Here is an 18595-nt window from a genome sequence, read left to right on the forward strand (position 1 = left end):
TTCGTTTTATAGTTATTGAAAGCGCCCCTAAGCTGCTGAATTGCCATTCGTTTTCAACAAAATTTAATATTAATATCTAATTTTGTATTCAAATGAAACTGATTTATAATAATTACAAATTCATTCCTTACTTATATTTTATAAGTGCCATTGCCTATTGGTTTACTGTTGTAAATAGAAACCAAGGTATTACTGCTTATCCAATTTTATTAATTGCCCTTCCTTTTGTTTGGCAATTATTCAAACCGAGCAAACAACTAAACTTTAGTTTAGGAATTATTTTTGTCTGCTTGTCATCATATTTAATACTTGCCTATTTATCGGATTTATTACAAATTATCTCTTTTTCCGATACAATAAGAAACTTTATTTTTGTTGGTGGATTATTTGCCTTAACCAATTTTATTATGTCGCTTTGGATGATTAGAAATAGCATAAAAAAAACGTTTTAAAAGCATATCTTTGCAACTTAAATTTTAGTCCACATGACATTAAACACGATTCCAAAAATAAAACATACCGATTCTAATAATTTCTTTTTATTAGCAGGGCCTTGCGCTATTGAAAGCGAGGAAATGGCTTTAGCTATAGCTGAACGTATTATTAAAATTACAGACAAATTAGAAATTCCTTTTATTTTTAAAGGGAGTTTTAAAAAAGCTAACCGCAGTCGTATTGACAGTTTCACAGGTATTGGTGATGAGAAAGCTTTAAAAATTCTTAAAAAAGTTTCAGACACTTTCAATGTTCCTACGGTAACCGATATTCATGAGGTTTCTGATGCAGCAAAAGCAGCTGAATATGTTGATGTTTTACAAATACCAGCATTTTTAGTTCGTCAAACAGATCTAGTTGTTGCTGCAGCTAAAACAGGTAAAGTTGTAAACCTTAAAAAAGGACAGTTTATGAGCCCTGAAGCTATGAAGCATGCTGTTCAAAAAGTTAAAGATTCTGGAAGCGACAAAGCTTGGATTACAGATAGAGGTACCATGTTTGGCTATCAAGATATGATTGTTGATTTTAGAGGAATTCCTACTATGCGTGAGTACGCTCCAACTATTTTAGACGTTACACACTCTTTACAGCAACCTAACCAAACTGTTGGTGTTACTGGTGGTAGACCTGAAATGATTGAAACTATAGCCAGAGCTGGAATTGTAAATCATGTAGATGGCTTGTTTATTGAAACACATTTTGATCCTGCTAATGCGAAGAGTGATGGAGCTAACATGTTACACTTAGACAACTTAGAAAAATTACTGACTAATTTAGTTGCGATTAGAAAAACGATCAACAACTTATAGTCTTAAATTTTTATAACTTTTGAATTAAATAGATGCGCAATAAACGCATCTATTTTTTTTGAGTTACATTTTAAATTTTATACTTACTTTTGCCCCGGAAAAAATAATAGCTGCGGGGTTACCTGTTTTACCTCTAAAATCATCCGTAAATCCACAATTTTATTTTTTTTATCACTGAATTATTAAGGAATGGATGAATACAACGTCTATTCACCAATAACAAAGCATATAGCTAATGATAGTAAACCCAACTAAAGTGCTATTAATGGTATTTTTTAGCATTTTAAATTGGAGTGCATTTTCTCAAAAAGATTCTACATCACTCTACACATCTCACAACAAAGGAAAGTTTTTTATTAGCTGGGGAGGAAATAGAGAAGCATATTCCAAATCAGATATTACATTTAAAGGTAATAATTACAAATTCACTTTAGAAAACGTCGATGCACATGACAAACCTAAAGGTTGGCATGTTGATTATATTAACCCCACACGGATGACTATTCCGCAGACAAACTTTAAACTTGGGTATTTTATTTCCGATAATTACTATGTAGCTTTTGGTGTGGATCATATGAAATATGTTATGACTCAAAATCAATATGCTGAAATTAATGGTTATATATATTTGGAGGATGATGCCTTAGGCTCTGAATATAATGGCACATATCAAAATGAACAAATTCAAACAACTGAAGATTTTTTAATGTTTGAACATACCGATGGATTAAACTATGTGTATTTAGAAATAGGCAGGTTTGATGATATTTCTAGCTTATTTGGCATTAATAACACAAACATCTTTCAGGTAAACATAACGGAAGGCTTTGGTTTCGGTGCTTTATACCCAAAAACAAACACAACATTATTACAAAAAGAGCGTCATGACGATTTTCATATCTCAGGCTATGGCGTATCCTTAAATGCAGGTTTAAACCTAACCTTCTTTAAGCATTTTTATATTCAAGGCGACTTAAGAGGTGGTTTTATAAACATGCCTGATATTCGTACAACTCAATACGCTAGCGATACAGCTTCACAACATTTTATGTTTATTGAAACCGTTATCTCTATAGGTGGAATTTTCAGACTTTAATTATGCCAGAAATTAGAACAGCAGTTTTAGAAGACATTCCAGAAATAACAGCTCTTTTCAGGAACACGATTACTCATGTTAACGCTAAAGATTATACCGAAAACCAAATAACCATTTGGGCTTCAGCTGCTGATAAAGAAAAAAAATGGAAAGCTAGAATTAGCAAAAACTATTTTATTGTAGCCGAAGAAAACAACACCATTGTTGGTTTTGCATATCTCACACAAGGCAACTACTTAGATGGCTTATTTGTTCATAAAGATTTTCAACGTCAAGGTATTGGCGCTAGCCTACTTCGTGTTATCGAATCGCAGGTTATCATGTCCGGTTTTAAAGAAATTAAATCGGATGTAAGTATTACTGCATTACCTTTTTTTGATGCGTATTATTATGAAGTTGAAAAAAAACGTCTGAAACCGCTTAAAGGAGAAACGTTTGAAAACTATATCATTTATAAAACCTTATAATTTTTTATAAAACGACTTATCTTTATGCTCAAACACTTCCTTGAGTATTTCTATTAGCACCTTATCATTAACAGCTTCGAGTGACTTATAACGCAAAGATTTTACAACCTTGCGTTTTTCACTAATAAGGACATCATTAAATTTCTCTGATAAATAGGCTGCATGCCAAAAGCCTAAATCTACATAGTCCTTACTTTTATTTATATAACAAATAGGGCGTTTACCTATATAGTAGCAAGGCAATCCCCATTTGTATTGTAATTCTGCTGTAGGCAATGTACACACTATTACAGCTTGGAGATGCATTAAAATAGCACGATAAGGCGCCTCTTGTTTTAGTATGTATGCTTCAGCAGGATTCATAGCTTAAATCGTTTAATCTTCCCTGTTTTTTTCTTGAATTTTTCGGACGATATTGGTAGCCATATTGCGCGGAATAAATCGTGGAAGACTCCCCAATATTTTATTTACACCACCAGGAATAGCTACAGATTTCCCTTTCATCATAGCTTTATAACCATAAGCTGCAACAGCCTGCGGACTTGCCATATTGAAGGTTATTTTATTTTCTGAAGAATCACTAGCAACAACCTGCTGAAAAGAGGTTTTTGTTGGCCCCGGACATAATGCCGTTACGGTAACTCCGGTACCTTTTAGTTCGTTGGCAATTGCTTCCGAAAAAGATAAAATATAACCTTTTGTAGCATAGTATAGCGACATTAATGGACCAGGCTGAAAAGCTGCCAGTGAGGATAAATTTAATATTTTTCCATGTCCGCGTTCAACCATGCCTTCTACCACTAATTTTGTTAAATGTGTTGTGGTAAGCACGTGTAAGTTTAACATGCTTGACTGACGCTCCCAATCAACCGTATGAAAAGCACCGAAAACACCAAATCCGGCGTTATTAACTAAAGCATCAATAGGCAAACCATTTAGTTCGGATATAATTTCGGAAGAAATATTTACCTGACTTAAATCTTTACACATGGTTGTAACCTGTGTATCAAATTCTGTTTCGATATGTTTTTTTGCAGACTGCAAGTTTTCCGCATTAATATCTACTAAAACAAGGTTGTAGTTATCCTTTGCAAATAAGTATGCTAATTCATAGCCTAGTCCCGAAGCACCTCCGGTTATTAACGCGTTTTTTTTCATCATTTATAAATTAGTTTCCAGAAACATAATCCTGAAGGTAATTGTATCGTTTAGTTAGTTTGCCTGCTTCGGTAATTTTAGCACGTTTTAAAATACCACGTTCATCGTCATTAAAAAATGCCGGAATTACGTGTTCTAAAAACATCTCACCAAAACCTTCACTAGCATCTTTAGGCAATTCGCAAGGCAAGTTATCTACTGCCATTACTGTTATAGCATTATCCGCATTAAAAGCTACCTCTTGTTCGGATGATGCATCATAACCATAAAATGGATCGGCTATTGTAGAAGCTCGTAATGTAGACGCTACAGGCCCATCAACATCACAACTAATATCGGCTATTAAATTAATATTAAAATCAGGTTGTTTGGCATCTTCACGTGTAAACAAAAACGGTGCATTATTGCCATAAAAATGTCCTGCAATAAAAAAATCTGTTTGCGCAGCATAAGGCATAAAATTGCTTTCATAACCTGTTGGGTCTTTATAAAACTCTAATCGCGATCCTACTTTACCATCTAAACGCTTATTATATTCCATAACATCTGCCATGGTATAAACAGGTTCAGTAAACTTACTTGTTAAATATAATGCATCACTTACCTCTTTAATCTGTAAATGATCTAAAATTTCTTTAGCTCCGTAGGCCACTTTTCCAGTTCCTGTAAGTAGTATTTTTATTGGTGGTAAGCTTATTTTATCAAGCTCGGCTTTAACAGCATTTAAATCGGCTAAGGTTTCTACTTTTGGTAAGTTAAATAACCCATCACGTAAGCCTAGAGCACGAAAACCATTATAAGCACCAACTAAACCTGCATAACGTCCAAAACCAATAAGGCGTGCTCCACTCTGTTTAACAATAGTTTCATGGTCGAACATTTCAATATTGTTCTCCAACATAGCCAATAATAAGTTTCTATTATAAGGTTGCTTTTTTATGGTATGTGAAAAGAAGAAGTATTTTTTACTTGGTATTAAATTAGCAATTGGCACTTCCTTAACTCCTAAAAGCACATCGCAGTCGCTAACATCATCTGTAACAGTAAATCCTAATTCTTGATAAGCTGAATCGGGAAAAATTCGTATATCGCTAGACTCGACTACAAATTCGGCTTGCGGAAATTTCTCACGAGCTTCTGCTAGTTTTTCAGGCGAAAATACGACGCGTCTATCAGGTGGATTTTTACGTTCTTTAATAATGGCAAACTTCATAGCGATATGGTGTTTTATGTTTTTTATAACCGACTCAAAAGAGTAAGCTACCAAAAAGCTGTTAATATTAAAACTGACAATTGTACTTACATTAGAGTTTGGTACGTGTTTTGCACGAAAATACATGGATTTGGATTGTTGCACAACTTTTTTTTGTAACTTCGCTATCCTTTTCAGAAAATAGCTTTTTTTGAAAAACCAAATGGGGTCGACTGGTTTTGACAGCGAGATCACTTAAACGGTAAGCACGTCGTGTAATGACATTGAAACACGTAAAAGGCTAGGTCAAACTTTTTAAACGGCGAGAATAACTACGCTTTAGCTGCCTAATCTGAATTATAGTAAGATTTGCCTAGGTACACAAGGTGTACAAGCTAAATGTCTCCAGAAAGCCTTGATTAACGGCGTTCTATTAGAGGCATCGTAAATGTTAATATAGCATACATAGCGCTTTGATGTGTATGTGAAACTAAAAAAGATAAGTTGTAAGTGGGTTGTCTTTAACCAGCTTACAAACGAAAAAACAAGAAAAGAATAAACGTGTAGAAAGCCCTTTAATGGCTTGTTTGGACGAGAGTTCGATTCTCTCCGACTCCACTTTAAGCTCTGTAAATAATTAGTTTACAGAGCTTTATTTTTTTTAGGTGACAATTTCCGTGATAATTTGATTGTCCGTTTTTATGTTTTATTTCTGTTATAAAACATATTCTCTTTTTCTAAAAAACCAAATACAGTTAAACCTCAAAGCCACTTTACGGAAACCCGAAGTATATCTTTATTCATAAAAAAATGATTTTTAAAAGAAATGATTGCGCAAGCTTCAACATCTTAAAATCGAGATCTAAAGACTCATAGAACTGTACGAAATCTGTATTGAAATCGAAGAATGAGAATCTTAAATACATAAGTATTAAATACGAAACAATTAAAAAAAAAGAGACGGATTTCAATGTTGACGAGATCAAAGTCTTTACTAGTAATAATCTTATTCCTCGCTTTTGTAATTTCTTATTTATAGGTCTTAATTTAGGTTTCTATTAACAATGATAACTTAAATAATTGATTGGTTATAGACTACTTACGAAAGCTCTCGCTGATTTTCTATTCGGTTTTTATTTGTTAACTTAGTTCCTTAACCACGCAACAAACCAATACAAACACGTTGGAAAAAAGCTAAAAAATAATGACAACTAAAGAAATAATTGAATCACTGAAAGAAAAAGAGATAGATTTTTTGAAAACAAAATCATTCTCTAAACTTCCTGGAATTTATGCATTATTCTATATAGGGAATGACTTTCCATTATTAGGAGGTTCTGTCACTAAACATGAAATTATTTACATTGGAAAAACTGAATCAAGTCAAGAAAAAAGAGATGCAAAGACTCATTTCACAACTGGAAAAACTGGAAGTTCTACAGTTAGAAAATCAATTGGCTCAATACTCTGCGCAAAGGAAAATTTGAAACCTATTCCGAGAAATGAGACTGACTACAAGAAAAAAAGATTTAGCCATTTCAAGTTTGATTATCAGAGCGAAATAAAGATTACTAACTGGATGGAAAATAATTTGGCTTTATCATTTTACGAATACCCAAGGACAAAACAAGAAATTGAAGACTTAGAAACGGAAATAATTGATGAATTAATTCCGATTTTAAATATCTCGAAAAATCCCAAAAATACTTTCAAAGACACTTTACAAAGACTGAGAAAAAATTGTGCTTTGATAGCAGCAAAGGATTTTAATCCAAATAAAATATCAAATCAACCAAGTTTAATTACACCACAAAAAACAAAACAAAATATGGCTTCATCTGGAAAATATACTGATTTATGGACTAAACAAAGAGCATCCATTAAAGACAAATTAGACAATGCAATAACTAAACAATTAATTCAATTAAATTCAGAAGATTTTAATAAAGTTGGAAATCGTAGCAACTATTCGTTTAATCTTGAATTTATTAATGGAATTGTAGGTAATAATATTAGTGGTTCAGCAGTTGCAAGAGACTTAGCTCAAGTTTTAGAAAACTCAAATGAGATTAAAAAGATATTAAACACCGGACATTACAAAATCAATATGGACAGACAATTTTGTTTGTGGATTGAAAAAAAGTAGAAAACACGTTAGACAACAAAGCCTATACGTAATGTGGGTTTCATCGTAAATTGAACAACAACTATTCTAAATCCCGCATTACTCATAGCCTAACCGTTAAAATGAAACCCATAAATAACAGTAAAACTTAGGAAAGAAAAAACATCTATTCAAAATATTGGAAAACAAAATGGAACCTAACTTCAGAAACATTGCATATCTAAAAACTGGTAACAACAGACAAAAACTAGCTTATTCTGAAATAAAAAAACATAAAATCTTTGAAATACTTAAAAACTTCAACCCTATTTTAACTGGAACTATTCCAATCGGAATAGATTTACCTGAAAGCGATTTAGATATTATTTGTGAATGTCAAAATCATTCTGAATTTAAAGCGCATTTAATAAACTGTTTTTCTCTTGAAAAAGACTTTAAAGTTTATACATTTAAACAAAATGGCACCGAATCTACTGTTGCTGAATTTAAAACGGACAACTTCTTATTTGAGATTTTTGGACAAAATATTCCTACGGAAAAACAACAAGCATATCGCCATATGCTAATTGAGAATCGCATTTTATTAGACAAAGGATCTGAATTTAGAGAAAGTATCATAACATTAAAGTTGAACGGCATAAAAACAGAACCAGCCTTTGCAAAATTACTAGGACTGGAAGGCGACCCTTATACCAAATTATTAAAATTTTAAAAATAAGTTAGCTGTAAAAAACTACAAATTTTAGTGATTTTTAGCCCGTAAAAAAACATCGTTAAAACGATATAAGCTCTTACCGTTCTCGATTATATTCCTTAAATTTGATGGTGAAAATTCTAACGATATTAATCTCAAAATATCGCTAGTCACTATAAAAAAATCCGTTTATGGAAGACATGTTATTCTATGATAGATTGCAATTTGCATTCACCATCACTTTCCACTATATTTTTCCGCAACTCACCATGGGATTATCATTAATGATTGTCTATTTTAAATGGAAATATCTAAAAAATAAGATTGAAAAATATAACAACGCCGCTAAGTTTTTCATGAAGATTTTTGCAATTAATTTTACCATGGGCGTTGTTACAGGAATCCCCATGGAGTTCCAATTTGGGACTAATTGGGCTAAATTTTCGGAGTTAACGGGCGGAATTATTGGACAGACATTAGCTATGGAAGGCATGTTTTCATTCTTCTTAGAATCCTCATTTTTAGCCTTATTTATTTTCGGTGAAAAGTTAATGGGACAAAAACTACACTTCCTAACAGGCTTTTTAGTATTCTTAGGTTCTTGGGCTAGCGGTTGGTTTATATTATCAACAAATGCTTGGATGCAGCATCCGGTTGGCTACGAAATTTTAGACAATGGTCGTTTTGTTTTAAATAACTTCTCAGAACTATTTACAAACCCTTGGTTGCTACCAGCATTTTTACACAACCAAATGGCTTCGGTAGTAACATCTGCTTTTGTTATGGCGAGTATAGGAGCTTTCTATCTTTTGAGAAATAAACATTCTGAATACGGCCAATTATTTTTAAAAACAGGCGTTGTTTTCGGATTAATATCAAGTGTATTAGTTGCTTTTCCAACGGGAGATTGGAACGCTAAAAATGTGGCAAAATATCAACCAGGAACATTTGCCGCTATGGAAGGTATTTTTGAAACAGAAGATGCTGGAGCTGAAATTGTCTTAATTGGTCAGCCAAATATGGTGGAGAAAAAGTTAGATAATAAAATTGCTGTTCCTAATATACTTAGCTTTTTAACCTATCAAGAATGGGATAAACAAATTGTAGGAATGGATCAGTTTAAAAAAGAGGAATTACCAGATAATATACCTGCCCTCTACTATTCGTATCATATTATGGTTGGTTTGGGTACTATATTTATTGGCGTCATGGCTTTAGCAGGTTTCTTTTTATGGCGAAGAAAGCTCTACCACAACAACACCTTATTATGGACTATTATGTTTTTAGTGCCTTTTCCGTACATAGCCAATATTACAGGCTGGTACACGGCTGAATTAGGCCGACAACCCTATTTAGTTTATGGCTTATTAAAAACAAGCGAAGGTGTTTCTCCTACAGTTTCATCAGGGAATACATTATTTACTTTACTAGGTTTTGTTGCTTTATATCTCTTACTTGGATTGTTATTTTTAGTCTTAGTAGGTAAAACCATTAATGAAGGTCCAACTCCTAAAACACATTAATTATGGAAATCTTTTGGTACATAGCAATAGGAATTGTGTTAGTCATGTTTTTTATTTTAGATGGATATGATTTTGGCGCAGGAATCGTGCATTTGTTTTTTGCGAAATCTGAAAAAGACAAAGAAGTCATTACAAAATCGGCTGGTTTGTTTTGGGATTCTAATGAAGTTTGGTTAGTAGCTGCTGGAGGCATGCTATTTATGGCATTCCCCACCTTTTATGCATCTGTTTTTAGTGGGTTTTACCTGCCTTTAATCATCGTTTTATGGTTGATTATTTTTAGAGCCATCGGCTTAGAATTTAGAGGGCAATTTAAATACCAGATGTGGAAAGATATTTGGGATAAATCTTTTGGTGTTTCTAGTTTATTATTAGCGTTATTTTTTGGAATCGCTCTAGGAAATATTGTGAGAGGCGTAAATTTAGGAGGTGTCGATAACGGAGTTTCTATTCACGAAGGGCATTATTTTTTCTTACCGCTGTGGGATAGCTCCTTTAGTCCGTTAACCACACACCCTGGAGTTATTGATTGGTTTACGCTTATTGTAGGGTTAATTTCTGTAGTAACCTTAACTATTCACGGAGCCAACTGGGTGATTTTAAAAACAAATTCATCTATAAATATACAGTTGAAAAGTGTTATTTTCAAACTCAACATTGTACTTGGTGTTTTTACAATCCTCTCCTTATATCTATGGAAATTGGTAAATCCAAATTCGTTTGACAACTTTATCGATAAGCCTTATCTACTGCTATTTCCTGTTATTTATTTAACGGGATTAATAGGCCTGTTTTTCATTAAAAAAATAAAAAAAGATAGTCATGCTTTCCTTTTATCTACCCTATTAATTTTTGGAGGTATTACATCATCATTAGCATCGTTATTCCCTGTATTATTACCTTCTTTAAATAACAAGCATGAAGATTTAACCATTTATAATACAGCAGCGTCCGAATATGGTTTGTCTGTAGCAATTATTTGGGGACTTATTGGCTTTATATTAATTTTTGTCTATATGATTATTCAAAAAAGATTGACGAGCGGTAAGATAGACACTATGGACTACGGACATTAAATATGTGCTATGACTGAAACATTAATATCATTAATAAGTATTGCTATAGGAATAATAGGTGCTAACGTTTCAGGTTATGTTTTTAAAAAGCACTCTTTTGGTGTTACAGGAAACACAATAGCAGGTGTTTTTGGTAGTATTCTTTTAATAAAATCTTTTGGACGATTAGGATTTGACCCCCTATCTATTGTGTATAACAACTCCTTAAACAGCTGGCTATTTATAATAAACGTTACGGTTTCCTTTGTAGGAGGATTTGTTTCTGTATTATTTATTTCTAAGTTGAAAAATAAAATGAGTCAAGACAATAACAACTAATACGTTATTTAATTTCTAACGTTAAACTAATTCACTCTAAAAAAAATATTAATCATTAAGTATTTTAGTTTTCTCTTTGTCAAATTCTTCTTTGGTTATAGTTCCATTATCTAAGAAATCTTTTAGAGTTTTTAGAAGCTCATATTTTGTGTAAAATTTATTATCTATTAATTCAAGTTTCACATTTGGTATTAACTCTTTGTTTGCTAAAGCTTCGTCAATATTAATGTAAAACTCTTTTCTGTACAACATAATAGATAAACTTACCGGTTCTGAGTTTAAGTTCAATTGTTTCACAACAACTTCTTTATCTATAAAATTTTTATTTGAGATTAAACTAGTTCGTTCTTTATCTTTAAAAATAGACTTCCAACCAAGATGACTAAGAGGGCTACCAATCCTTAAAGTATCACCCACCCTAAACTCAATACCAGACTTAGACTTATAAATATCTTGAGAATAACTATAGGTCACAAAAAACAATACAAAGACACTTAAAAACATATATTTCATATAAACAGGTTAAAAAATTTAACTAAGATTCTATTAAGCAGGTATATAAATTACTTAAAGTAAAAATAAATATTAATCCCGAAATTTGTGTATTGATTCATTAAATATATAAAACACAAAAACCAAATACTTAACACAAACCAATATTTTCATTTTTATATATCGAGAATTATAGATATATTTGTTGTATGAATATAAAAACAGCAACCGAAATAGGAAAAAGTTTATCCAATGAAACACGTGTTCAGATAATGGAATGGTTAAAGGAACCTGCTAAAAATTTTCCACCACATGAAACATTAAAGCATTTTAATGATGGCGTTTGTGTTACCTATATTCAAGAAAAAGCAGGACTTTCACAATCAACTATTTCAACTTATTTAACTAATATGGAAAAATGTGGTCTGCTAATTTCAACCAGACATGGAAAATGGTCCTACTTAAAAAGAAATGAGAAAACTATAAAAGCATACATCAACTTTATAAGTTAGAACTGAAAATAAAAAAATTTCAAAAACATATCGATATATCGCAATATAACAAACTATGAAACTTCTTATTGACATACTTGGTTGGACGGGGTCGGGATTAATAATTTTGGCATATGCATTAACGCTTATTGAAAGCAAAAAATATATAACATACGGCAAATATCTTAATTTAATAGGCGGATTATTAATTGCTATAAACTGCTATTATTATCAAGCCATCCCTCCTTTTGTAACAAATTTACTTTGGAGTATTATAGCCACATTAACTATTTACAAATCACGTAAAAAAAAAATAAAGTGTCAGGGAAAACAATGTTTAACTTAAAATATTAAAATGATGAAAATATTAGTAATTGGTGGAAATGGAACTATTGGTAAAACAGTTGTTTCGCATTTAAAAGAAGAAAACAAAATTATCATCGCAGGACGTTCAAGTGGTGATGTAACTGTTGATATTTCCGATGGTAAATCTATTGAATTAATGTTTGAGAAAACAGGTAAACTAGACACTATAATATGTATTGCAGGTGAGGCTAAATGGGATAATTTTGAAAAACTGAGTGAAGCCGATTACCATATTGGTCTTCAAAGCAAATTAATGGGGCAAGTTAACGTTGTGAGAATTGGGAAAAATTACTTAAAACCAAACGGCTCAATAACCTTATCAGCTGGTATTTTAGCAGATGATCCCGTTGTTAAAACAGCAAGTGCAGCCATGGTAAATGGTGGTATTCATAGCTTTGTAAAAGCTGTAGCTCTTGAAATAACAAATGGCATTAGGGTAAATGTAGTATCTTCAGGAATGGTAGAAGCTGCATACGAAAAATACAAAGATTACTTTCCAGGCCATAATCCAATTCCCATGTCGAAAGTAATAAATGGATACGTTAGAAGCTTAAAAGGGCGCGGCAATGGTGAAATTATTAGAATTTATAATTAATTGATAACAAAAGCCTATTAACATAAAAATAATAAAATTTTCATTTTATATAGTTTAACATTTCAAGTCTAATAATGAAAATCCTATCTTGCAAATAAATCTATAATATAACTTATGAGTACAGGCATTCAAGAAGCGGATATTTCGAGCAACACCCCTATTAATGCAATTATATATATCATTAATTTAGACAGAGCTGTAGAACGAAGAAAATTTCTTGAGCAAGAGTTATTAAAAACAGATATCCCTTATAAGTTTATATCTGCTATTGATAAAACGACCTTAAGCAACATAAACCATCAAGTAAAAAACAAATATAAGCGCGACCTTATTCCTGCTGAACTAGGTTGCTACCTTAGTCACGTTACAGTAAAAGAATTGTTTTTAAAATCGTCATATGATTTTGCCATAATATTAGAAGATGATATCCGTCTGATGGACGACTTTGATTCGCTAATAAAAAAGGCTATCCTACAGCAAAAAACATTAGCTAAAAGTCAAAAATGGGATGTTTTAAAACTCGCTTCTCATGGAAGAAAAAAACTATTTAAAATAAATCAAATAGACACGAATTATGATATTTATAGTGGCTCTGTAGGAATTACTACTATGGCAGCAATATGGTCAAGAAAAGGCGCCGAATCATTTTTAAAACAAACCATTAAAGATGGTGTTCGAGTTATTAAAATGCCTATAGATTGTGCTTTACAGCAGCCATGGAAGTATCATTTAAAAATAGACAATATTGTTCCAAACCTTGTAGCACAACAGGCTTTTGAGTCGCAAATACGTCCACCTGAAAAATTAAAATCTAATTTCTTTAAAAGATTAAATTACGAAGGTTCTAAAGTAATTCCACGTGTAAGCAGTTACATTTCCACTTGGTTATTTAGAAGATCTTAATGTTTTTTATGCGTTGTTAGCAACTGGCTTTATTTTCAACTCCATTATAGGTAGAAATCTGTTCTTTATAGAGGTTTCTAGCTTTCCAATTGTTTTAAATCCAAGTTGTTTATAGAATTTTTCAGCATTTGGGTCAGCGTCTAATATGATTTTTTCAATTTTTGTTTTTTGAATTCGTTGTAGAAAATCAGTCATGAGTATTTTTCCAAATCCACGCTTAATAAATTTCGGCTCAACAAATAAGTTCTCTAATTTTACAATTAAATTCTCTATTTCGAAATATGAATAATAGCCGATTATTTGATTTTCACGGTCAATCAATTTGTAAACTTCTTTTTCAGTAAGATAACCTTCAGAAATAGTTAAATCATCTCTCCAATTTTCGATTTGTTTCTTGCTATAATTCCAATGAGATTTGGATCGAATTGTTAATTCAGTTAAATATTTCGCATCTATTTGTATGGCTTTTTCGATTCTCATTTTTCTGCTTGTTGCTAAACGTTGTTGGCAACTGGCTTTTTACTCAGTTCAAATGCAAGATATGCAATCCAACCAAAAATGAATAAACTTGCGATTCTTTGAGTTAAACCTCTAAAATTAGCAGGGTCTAAACCTACAAGCATTGACCATAAATATATAAAAATCACAAACCCGCAAATCAATGATATTTTAAAAAACACTTTCTTAATATTTTCGTTTTTTAATTCATAACAAGCTATAAATGGTAATATCATTAGAGACATTCCAAACCCATAAAATCCGTGCATTATTGTTCCCATTGGGTACAAACCATTTGAAACCATTGATATTCCGAAAATTATTAATAGAATACTGGTCATTAAGAACTTTTTAAAATTGATAATGATTCCGATTGCTAGAAGTATGCAAGATAATCCTGTTAAAATTGCTCCACTATTAATCACAGATTTTGCGGTGTCAGAATTAGTTAAAGTAATTTCGCTTGCATGTTGCTCAATTAAATTATAATTTTCAGTTAAAAAACCGGCAATAAAAACAGGAACAAAAAATAAAATAGGAATTATTACAGCTTGTTTGATTAAATATTTCATAGTTCCTATATTCAATGTTTGTTTAGAGTTCGGTTTTTAGCTTGTTGCCAACCACTAAGTATATAACAAGGTCTTAGTTAGGCATAACCACACTATGCCCTTCGTGTTGCCACTTTGAAATACCTCCTTGTAAATCGTATATCTTAGTAAAGCCTGCTTCTGCCATTTTTTGAGCACATTTGGCACTTCTCCCTCCAGACTGACAGTATAAAATAACCGGTTTATCTTTATCAAGCTTTAATATATCACTTTCAAAAGTAGGTGATAAAAAATCTATATTTTGAAATTCGGCTATAAAACCGCCGGCATATTCTTCTGGAGTACGCACATCAATTAATTGCACATCATCAATTCCTAATAGCGTTTGCATTTCTTCAGCAGTAACTACTTGAATAGCATCCTCCTGGGAAGCTTCTTTACACCCTGTAAATAATAGTGTAAAAACAATAACACTTATTCCTAATATCTGTCTCATAAAATTATGTTTAAGGCGTTACAACATCACCAGTCCAATCGGTAAAACCACCAACTAAATTATAAGCATTTTCTATTCCTATTTGGTTCATTACAGCACAAGCCTGTGCACTACGTCCACCAGATTTGCAATACACATAATAGTTTTTATTAGTATCTAACTCTTGAATATTACTCAAAAATTCTTGAGTTTGGAATATATCCATATGTTTTGCACTAGGAATCATTCCTTCTGCTACTTCTGCTGCTGTTCTAACATCAATAATTACAGCTTGGTTATCATTCTGTAATTGATTTTGCCACTCTGCTTGTGATAAATCTGCCATTTAAATAAATATTTTGTTCAAAATTACTACTTATAAACTAATCATCGAAAAAAATCAAACAGTATTGTTTTCTTTTATTAAACTTTAATAGTGCAACCTATGGCACGTGTTTGTGTTTCTTTAATATCGCGCCCTTGCAACAAAGCATCTACAGCGTCTGCAACATAGGTTTGATTTACAGCTTTCGCATCCTGATAATTGTCATCAATAGCACCAATGTATTTCACTTGATTTCCTTGAGCTAATTTTTGTAACACATACACATGTGGCGTTTTTGTAGCACCATATTGCGGGTATATTTTTTGATCTTTATCCATTAAATACGGAAAAGTAAATCCTCGTGCACTAGCACGTGCTTTCATAGCTTCCATACTATCGCCCGGTTGAACTTCAGGGTTATTGGGCATGATAGCTATTACTGGATATCCCAAAGGTTTATATTTTTTATTTAAAGCAATAATTCTGTCCTCATAAGCCACTGCATACGGACAAGTGTTACAGGTAAAAACCACAATAAATCCTTTGGCTTCAGGGAAATCGGCTAAAGAAACCATAGATCCATCAATATTTTCTAAACTAAAATCGGTTGCTACATCACCTATTTTATAGCCTGTGTCCTTATCAGGAACCGTAAAGGCATAAAATAAAATAAGACTTATTAATACTAGACTTGTTTTAACTACTTTCATAACGTTCTTAATTTAAAAATTGTTCTATTTCGGTTTTTAAAGCATCGTAAGTAAATGTTTGCTCATAAAAAGCACGCTTCTCTGAGTTATAAATTAATGTTGCTGGAATAGCGCCACTCCATGAAGCATCTACCTTAGGAATCCATGAATTAGAATCTACGTCGTTTAAAACTATCAACTCCGATTGTAAGTTGTGCTTTTCTATATAGGGTTTGAGTTTTGTTTCATATTGATGAGGAAAATCTAAATTAACTAAAATAACCTGAACTTGGTCTGCAGGATAATCGGAAGTTATTTTCTCAAAATATGGCAACTCTTTAATGCAAGGTCCGCACCAAGTTGCCCAAAAATTAACAACATAAGTTGTTGTATTGGCCTTATTAAGTAAAGGTTCTAATCCTTCAAAATCAACAATTGTTAATGAATCGGAAGCTTTCTCATTTACCGAAACAGATTTAACAGAATCTGTATCTAACTCTTTTTCAGACACCTCCTTACAGCTCCAAGCTAACAATACTAAAATGCAAACAATATATTTCATAGCCTTAAAAATACATATTTGCTTTTAATTCTAATTTGCTTTAACAAACTTTTAATCGCTTATAATTTTTCTTTTATCCCTTTTTTATTTATTATTCTTTGCTTAATTAAATATTACATTTATATTTGACCTTTAATAAATTATGAATACAATATTAAATCATACGTGGTGGTGGAATAATCGAAACTCAAAATTCGTGATCTAATCCTATACGTATATTTTAAATAAAAATACTTTAAAAAGGCTTGTCGTTCACGACAAGCCTTTTTTTTTTACAATACATATGAAAAAATTCAGTTTATACACACATTACAAAAAAATTCTAGCCGATACCATTACACCGGTTAGTGTTTACCTAAAAATACGTGATAAATTTCCAAATAGCATTCTTTTAGAAAGTAGCGATTACCACGCTAATGACAATTCGTTTTCTTATATATGCTGCAATCCTATTGCTACTATTTCGGTTAAAAACGACACTATCACACAAAGTTTCCCAGACGGTAGCTGCTTAATAAACCATGTTTCTAAACCGGGAGGTGTTATGCGTAAAATTCATAAATTCACCAAACGTTTTAAAGTGCATTCAGACACCGATTTTAAGTTTATTAACAACGGTATTTTTGGATACATGGCATATGATGCTGTGCGTTATTTTGAAGACATAAACATTACAAAAAAAGAAGGACACCAAAATATCCCCGACATTCACTATGCTGTTTACCAAAACATCATAGCCATAAACCACCATAAGAATGAAGCTTATATTTTTGCCCATTGCTTCAATACAGAAACAAATGTTGATGCTATTTTTCAATTAATAACATCTAAAAACTTCTCTGCATTTAATTTCACTACAGACGGAGAAACTGTTTCTAACTTAACAGATTCGGCTTATAAAGAGCAGGTAGAACTTGCTAAAAAACACTGTGAACGCGGCGATGTTTTTCAATTAGTATTATCTAAAAAATTCTCTCAAAAATTTAAAGGCGATGAATTTAATGTATACCGAGCGCTTAGAAGCATAAACCCGTCGCCATATTTATTTTATTTTGATTACGGTGATTTTAAAATTTTTGGAAGTTCACCAGAAGCGCAACTCGTTGTAAACAACAATAAAGCTGAAATTCATCCAATAGCCGGGACTTTTAAACGAACAGGTAATGACGAGAAAGACGCCATTTTGGCCAAGCAACTTGCCGAAGACGATAAAGAAAACGCCGAACATGTTATGCTTGTTGATTTAGCTAGAAACGACTTAAGTCGTAATAGCAGTCAAATACAGGTTGACACCTATCGTGAAGTTCAGTATTTTTCCCATGTTATCCATCTAGTAAGTAAAGTTACTGGTATAAAAAACCCAGACACAACTACAATCCAAATGGTGGCAGATACATTTCCTGCAGGCACTCTAAGTGGAGCCCCTAAATATCGTGCTATGGAGTTAATTGAACAGTACGAAACCACAAGTCGTGATTTTTATGGTGGAGCAATTGGTTTTATGGATTTCGACGGCAATTTTAACCATGCTATTATGATTCGGACATTTTTAAGTAAAAACCATCAATTACATTGGCAAGCTGGGGCAGGAATTGTCTCAAAATCTGAAGCAGAAAGCGAACTACAAGAAGTGTATAATAAATTGGGTGCATTAACCAAGGCTATTCATATGGCTAAAGATATTTAAATAGAAGT

24 protein-coding genes and 1 other RNA gene are annotated in these 18595 nt (G+C 32.2%); 15 read left to right on the forward strand and 10 right to left on the reverse strand.

The features are described 5' to 3' along the window. Positions 1 to 92: 92 nt before the first annotated feature. The 4 genes from ACW5R3_RS11145 to ACW5R3_RS11160 all read left to right on the forward strand — a co-directional run bounded on the left by ACW5R3_RS11145 (position 93) and on the right by ACW5R3_RS11160 (position 2867). On the forward strand, positions 93 to 452 hold the full coding sequence (locus ACW5R3_RS11145) for a hypothetical protein (RefSeq protein ID WP_456577093.1): 360 nt from the start codon (positions 93 to 95) through the stop codon (positions 450 to 452). 33 nt (positions 453 to 485) lie between these two features. Beyond that, positions 486 to 1304 (forward strand): 3-deoxy-8-phosphooctulonate synthase, encoded by an 819-nt coding sequence (gene kdsA, locus ACW5R3_RS11150; protein ID WP_456577094.1) that lies wholly within the window; start codon positions 486 to 488, stop codon positions 1302 to 1304. 235 nt (positions 1305 to 1539) lie between these two features. Next, complete coding sequence (locus ACW5R3_RS11155) at positions 1540 to 2400, forward strand: hypothetical protein (protein ID WP_456577095.1); 861 nt, start codon at positions 1540 to 1542, stop codon at positions 2398 to 2400. A gap of 2 nt (positions 2401 to 2402) precedes the next feature. After that, positions 2403 to 2867 (forward strand): GNAT family N-acetyltransferase, encoded by a 465-nt coding sequence (locus tag ACW5R3_RS11160; protein ID WP_456577096.1) that lies wholly within the window; start codon positions 2403 to 2405, stop codon positions 2865 to 2867. Here the strand turns inward: ACW5R3_RS11160 and ACW5R3_RS11165 are convergent. Genes ACW5R3_RS11165 through ACW5R3_RS11175 form a run of 3 tightly spaced genes read right to left on the reverse strand, consistent with a single transcriptional unit; the run spans position 2862 to position 5238 of the window. Next, on the reverse strand, positions 2862 to 3230 hold the full coding sequence (locus tag ACW5R3_RS11165) for a DUF1801 domain-containing protein (RefSeq protein WP_456577097.1): 369 nt from the start codon (positions 3228 to 3230) through the stop codon (positions 2862 to 2864). The two genes, ACW5R3_RS11160 and ACW5R3_RS11165, sit on opposite strands and share 6 nt — an antisense overlap. Before the next feature lie 12 nt (positions 3231 to 3242). Next, a complete protein-coding gene (locus ACW5R3_RS11170) occupies positions 3243 to 4028 on the reverse strand; it encodes an SDR family NAD(P)-dependent oxidoreductase (RefSeq protein ID WP_456577098.1) in 786 nt (261 codons plus the stop codon). 7 nt (positions 4029 to 4035) lie between these two features. Continuing rightward, on the reverse strand, positions 4036 to 5238 hold the full coding sequence (locus tag ACW5R3_RS11175) for an NAD(P)-dependent oxidoreductase (RefSeq protein WP_456578832.1): 1203 nt from the start codon (positions 5236 to 5238) through the stop codon (positions 4036 to 4038). Positions 5239 to 5442: 204 nt separating this feature from the next. Here ACW5R3_RS11175 and ssrA point away from each other — a divergent pair. The 6 genes from ssrA (at position 5443) to ACW5R3_RS11205 (ending at position 10953) form a co-directional block, all read left to right on the forward strand. Further along, positions 5443 to 5838, forward strand: a transfer-messenger RNA (tmRNA) gene (gene ssrA / locus ACW5R3_RS11180). Positions 5839 to 6421: 583 nt separating this feature from the next. Next, positions 6422 to 7363, forward strand: coding sequence for a GIY-YIG nuclease family protein (locus tag ACW5R3_RS11185; RefSeq protein WP_456577099.1), 942 nt, complete (start codon positions 6422 to 6424; stop codon positions 7361 to 7363). A 169-nt stretch (positions 7364 to 7532) separates the two neighbouring features. Then, on the forward strand, positions 7533 to 8054 hold the full coding sequence (locus ACW5R3_RS11190; protein ID WP_456577100.1) for a DUF4269 domain-containing protein: 522 nt from the start codon (positions 7533 to 7535) through the stop codon (positions 8052 to 8054). Between the two features lie 173 nt (positions 8055 to 8227). After that, a complete protein-coding gene (locus ACW5R3_RS11195) occupies positions 8228 to 9559 on the forward strand; it encodes a cytochrome ubiquinol oxidase subunit I (RefSeq protein WP_456577101.1) in 1332 nt (443 codons plus the stop codon). A 2-nt stretch (positions 9560 to 9561) separates the two neighbouring features. Next, positions 9562 to 10635 (forward strand): cytochrome d ubiquinol oxidase subunit II, encoded by a 1074-nt coding sequence (cydB, locus tag ACW5R3_RS11200; protein WP_456577102.1) that lies wholly within the window; start codon positions 9562 to 9564, stop codon positions 10633 to 10635. Between the two features lie 9 nt (positions 10636 to 10644). Further along, the gene (locus ACW5R3_RS11205; protein ID WP_456577103.1) at positions 10645 to 10953 is read left to right on the forward strand and encodes a hypothetical protein; all 309 of its coding nucleotides are present in this window, start codon (positions 10645 to 10647) and stop codon (positions 10951 to 10953) included. A 48-nt stretch (positions 10954 to 11001) separates the two neighbouring features. Here ACW5R3_RS11205 and ACW5R3_RS11210 read toward each other — a convergent pair whose 3' ends face one another. Next, a complete protein-coding gene (locus ACW5R3_RS11210) occupies positions 11002 to 11466 on the reverse strand; it encodes an SHOCT domain-containing protein (protein WP_456577104.1) in 465 nt (154 codons plus the stop codon). Between the two features lie 188 nt (positions 11467 to 11654). Between ACW5R3_RS11210 and ACW5R3_RS11215 the strand changes: the two genes are divergently transcribed. The 4 genes from ACW5R3_RS11215 (at position 11655) to ACW5R3_RS11230 (ending at position 13800) form a co-directional block, all read left to right on the forward strand. Continuing rightward, positions 11655 to 11957: an ArsR/SmtB family transcription factor gene (locus ACW5R3_RS11215; protein ID WP_456577105.1), complete on the forward strand. Its 303-nt coding sequence runs from the start codon at positions 11655 to 11657 to the stop codon at positions 11955 to 11957. Positions 11958 to 12012: 55 nt separating this feature from the next. After that, on the forward strand, positions 12013 to 12282 hold the full coding sequence (locus ACW5R3_RS11220) for a CBU_0592 family membrane protein (RefSeq protein WP_456577106.1): 270 nt from the start codon (positions 12013 to 12015) through the stop codon (positions 12280 to 12282). A 12-nt stretch (positions 12283 to 12294) separates the two neighbouring features. Next, positions 12295 to 12897, forward strand: a complete 603-nt coding sequence (locus ACW5R3_RS11225; protein ID WP_456578833.1) for a short chain dehydrogenase — start codon at positions 12295 to 12297, stop codon at positions 12895 to 12897. A 114-nt stretch (positions 12898 to 13011) separates the two neighbouring features. Continuing rightward, positions 13012 to 13800, forward strand: a complete 789-nt coding sequence (locus ACW5R3_RS11230; RefSeq protein WP_456577107.1) for a glycosyltransferase family 25 protein — start codon at positions 13012 to 13014, stop codon at positions 13798 to 13800. Between the two features lie 6 nt (positions 13801 to 13806). Here ACW5R3_RS11230 and ACW5R3_RS11235 read toward each other — a convergent pair whose 3' ends face one another. The 6 genes from ACW5R3_RS11235 to ACW5R3_RS11260 all read right to left on the reverse strand — a co-directional run bounded on the left by ACW5R3_RS11235 (position 13807) and on the right by ACW5R3_RS11260 (position 16900). Then, the gene (locus ACW5R3_RS11235; RefSeq protein ID WP_456577108.1) at positions 13807 to 14280 is read right to left on the reverse strand and encodes a GNAT family N-acetyltransferase; all 474 of its coding nucleotides are present in this window, start codon (positions 14278 to 14280) and stop codon (positions 13807 to 13809) included. 14 nt (positions 14281 to 14294) lie between these two features. Continuing rightward, positions 14295 to 14870 carry a DUF998 domain-containing protein gene (locus ACW5R3_RS11240; RefSeq protein ID WP_456577109.1) on the reverse strand — a complete coding sequence of 192 codons (576 nt, stop codon included), beginning with the start codon at positions 14868 to 14870 and terminating at the stop codon, positions 14295 to 14297. A gap of 73 nt (positions 14871 to 14943) precedes the next feature. Next, positions 14944 to 15345, reverse strand: coding sequence for a rhodanese-like domain-containing protein (locus ACW5R3_RS11245; RefSeq protein WP_456577110.1), 402 nt, complete (start codon positions 15343 to 15345; stop codon positions 14944 to 14946). Between the two features lie 10 nt (positions 15346 to 15355). Further along, complete coding sequence (locus ACW5R3_RS11250) at positions 15356 to 15670, reverse strand: rhodanese-like domain-containing protein (protein WP_456577111.1); 315 nt, start codon at positions 15668 to 15670, stop codon at positions 15356 to 15358. 77 nt (positions 15671 to 15747) lie between these two features. Further along, positions 15748 to 16359 carry a thioredoxin family protein gene (locus tag ACW5R3_RS11255; RefSeq protein WP_456577112.1) on the reverse strand — a complete coding sequence of 204 codons (612 nt, stop codon included), beginning with the start codon at positions 16357 to 16359 and terminating at the stop codon, positions 15748 to 15750. Positions 16360 to 16366: 7 nt separating this feature from the next. Then, positions 16367 to 16900 carry a TlpA family protein disulfide reductase gene (locus tag ACW5R3_RS11260; protein ID WP_456577113.1) on the reverse strand — a complete coding sequence of 178 codons (534 nt, stop codon included), beginning with the start codon at positions 16898 to 16900 and terminating at the stop codon, positions 16367 to 16369. Between the two features lie 283 nt (positions 16901 to 17183). Here ACW5R3_RS11260 and ACW5R3_RS11265 point away from each other — a divergent pair, with 283 nt between their 5' ends. After that, the gene (locus tag ACW5R3_RS11265; protein ID WP_456577114.1) at positions 17184 to 18587 is read left to right on the forward strand and encodes an anthranilate synthase component I family protein; all 1404 of its coding nucleotides are present in this window, start codon (positions 17184 to 17186) and stop codon (positions 18585 to 18587) included. Positions 18588 to 18595 lie beyond the last annotated feature (8 nt).

This window comes from Algorimicrobium bowmanii, assembly GCF_054031195.1.

What these genes read in the sequence shown, in the direction of transcription:
- ACW5R3_RS11230 (WP_456577107.1), top strand. Translation starts at nt 13,012, where the DNA reads ATGAGTACAGGCATTCAAGAAGCGGATATTTCGAGCAACACCCCTATT.
- ACW5R3_RS11255 (WP_456577112.1), bottom strand. Translation starts at nt 16,359, where the DNA reads ATGAAAGTAGTTAAAACAAGTCTAGTATTAATAAGTCTTATTTTATTT.
- cydB (WP_456577102.1), top strand. Translation starts at nt 9,562, where the DNA reads ATGGAAATCTTTTGGTACATAGCAATAGGAATTGTGTTAGTCATGTTT.
- ACW5R3_RS11190 (WP_456577100.1), top strand. Translation starts at nt 7,533, where the DNA reads ATGGAACCTAACTTCAGAAACATTGCATATCTAAAAACTGGTAACAAC.
- ACW5R3_RS11265 (WP_456577114.1), top strand. Translation starts at nt 17,184, where the DNA reads ATGAAAAAATTCAGTTTATACACACATTACAAAAAAATTCTAGCCGAT.
- ACW5R3_RS11260 (WP_456577113.1), bottom strand. Translation starts at nt 16,900, where the DNA reads ATGAAATATATTGTTTGCATTTTAGTATTGTTAGCTTGGAGCTGTAAG.
- ACW5R3_RS11250 (WP_456577111.1), bottom strand. Translation starts at nt 15,670, where the DNA reads ATGGCAGATTTATCACAAGCAGAGTGGCAAAATCAATTACAGAATGAT.
- ACW5R3_RS11145 (WP_456577093.1), top strand. Translation starts at nt 93, where the DNA reads ATGAAACTGATTTATAATAATTACAAATTCATTCCTTACTTATATTTT.
- ACW5R3_RS11165 (WP_456577097.1), bottom strand. Translation starts at nt 3,230, where the DNA reads ATGAATCCTGCTGAAGCATACATACTAAAACAAGAGGCGCCTTATCGT.
- ACW5R3_RS11175 (WP_456578832.1), bottom strand. Translation starts at nt 5,238, where the DNA reads ATGAAGTTTGCCATTATTAAAGAACGTAAAAATCCACCTGATAGACGC.
- ACW5R3_RS11235 (WP_456577108.1), bottom strand. Translation starts at nt 14,280, where the DNA reads ATGAGAATCGAAAAAGCCATACAAATAGATGCGAAATATTTAACTGAA.
- ACW5R3_RS11195 (WP_456577101.1), top strand. Translation starts at nt 8,228, where the DNA reads ATGGAAGACATGTTATTCTATGATAGATTGCAATTTGCATTCACCATC.
- ACW5R3_RS11185 (WP_456577099.1), top strand. Translation starts at nt 6,422, where the DNA reads ATGACAACTAAAGAAATAATTGAATCACTGAAAGAAAAAGAGATAGAT.
- ACW5R3_RS11225 (WP_456578833.1), top strand. Translation starts at nt 12,295, where the DNA reads ATGAAAATATTAGTAATTGGTGGAAATGGAACTATTGGTAAAACAGTT.
- ACW5R3_RS11155 (WP_456577095.1), top strand. Translation starts at nt 1,540, where the DNA reads ATGATAGTAAACCCAACTAAAGTGCTATTAATGGTATTTTTTAGCATT.
- ACW5R3_RS11170 (WP_456577098.1), bottom strand. Translation starts at nt 4,028, where the DNA reads ATGATGAAAAAAAACGCGTTAATAACCGGAGGTGCTTCGGGACTAGGC.
- ACW5R3_RS11215 (WP_456577105.1), top strand. Translation starts at nt 11,655, where the DNA reads ATGAATATAAAAACAGCAACCGAAATAGGAAAAAGTTTATCCAATGAA.
- ACW5R3_RS11220 (WP_456577106.1), top strand. Translation starts at nt 12,013, where the DNA reads ATGAAACTTCTTATTGACATACTTGGTTGGACGGGGTCGGGATTAATA.
- ACW5R3_RS11205 (WP_456577103.1), top strand. Translation starts at nt 10,645, where the DNA reads ATGACTGAAACATTAATATCATTAATAAGTATTGCTATAGGAATAATA.
- ACW5R3_RS11240 (WP_456577109.1), bottom strand. Translation starts at nt 14,870, where the DNA reads ATGAAATATTTAATCAAACAAGCTGTAATAATTCCTATTTTATTTTTT.
- ACW5R3_RS11210 (WP_456577104.1), bottom strand. Translation starts at nt 11,466, where the DNA reads ATGAAATATATGTTTTTAAGTGTCTTTGTATTGTTTTTTGTGACCTAT.
- kdsA (WP_456577094.1), top strand. Translation starts at nt 486, where the DNA reads ATGACATTAAACACGATTCCAAAAATAAAACATACCGATTCTAATAAT.
- ACW5R3_RS11160 (WP_456577096.1), top strand. Translation starts at nt 2,403, where the DNA reads ATGCCAGAAATTAGAACAGCAGTTTTAGAAGACATTCCAGAAATAACA.
- ACW5R3_RS11245 (WP_456577110.1), bottom strand. Translation starts at nt 15,345, where the DNA reads ATGAGACAGATATTAGGAATAAGTGTTATTGTTTTTACACTATTATTT.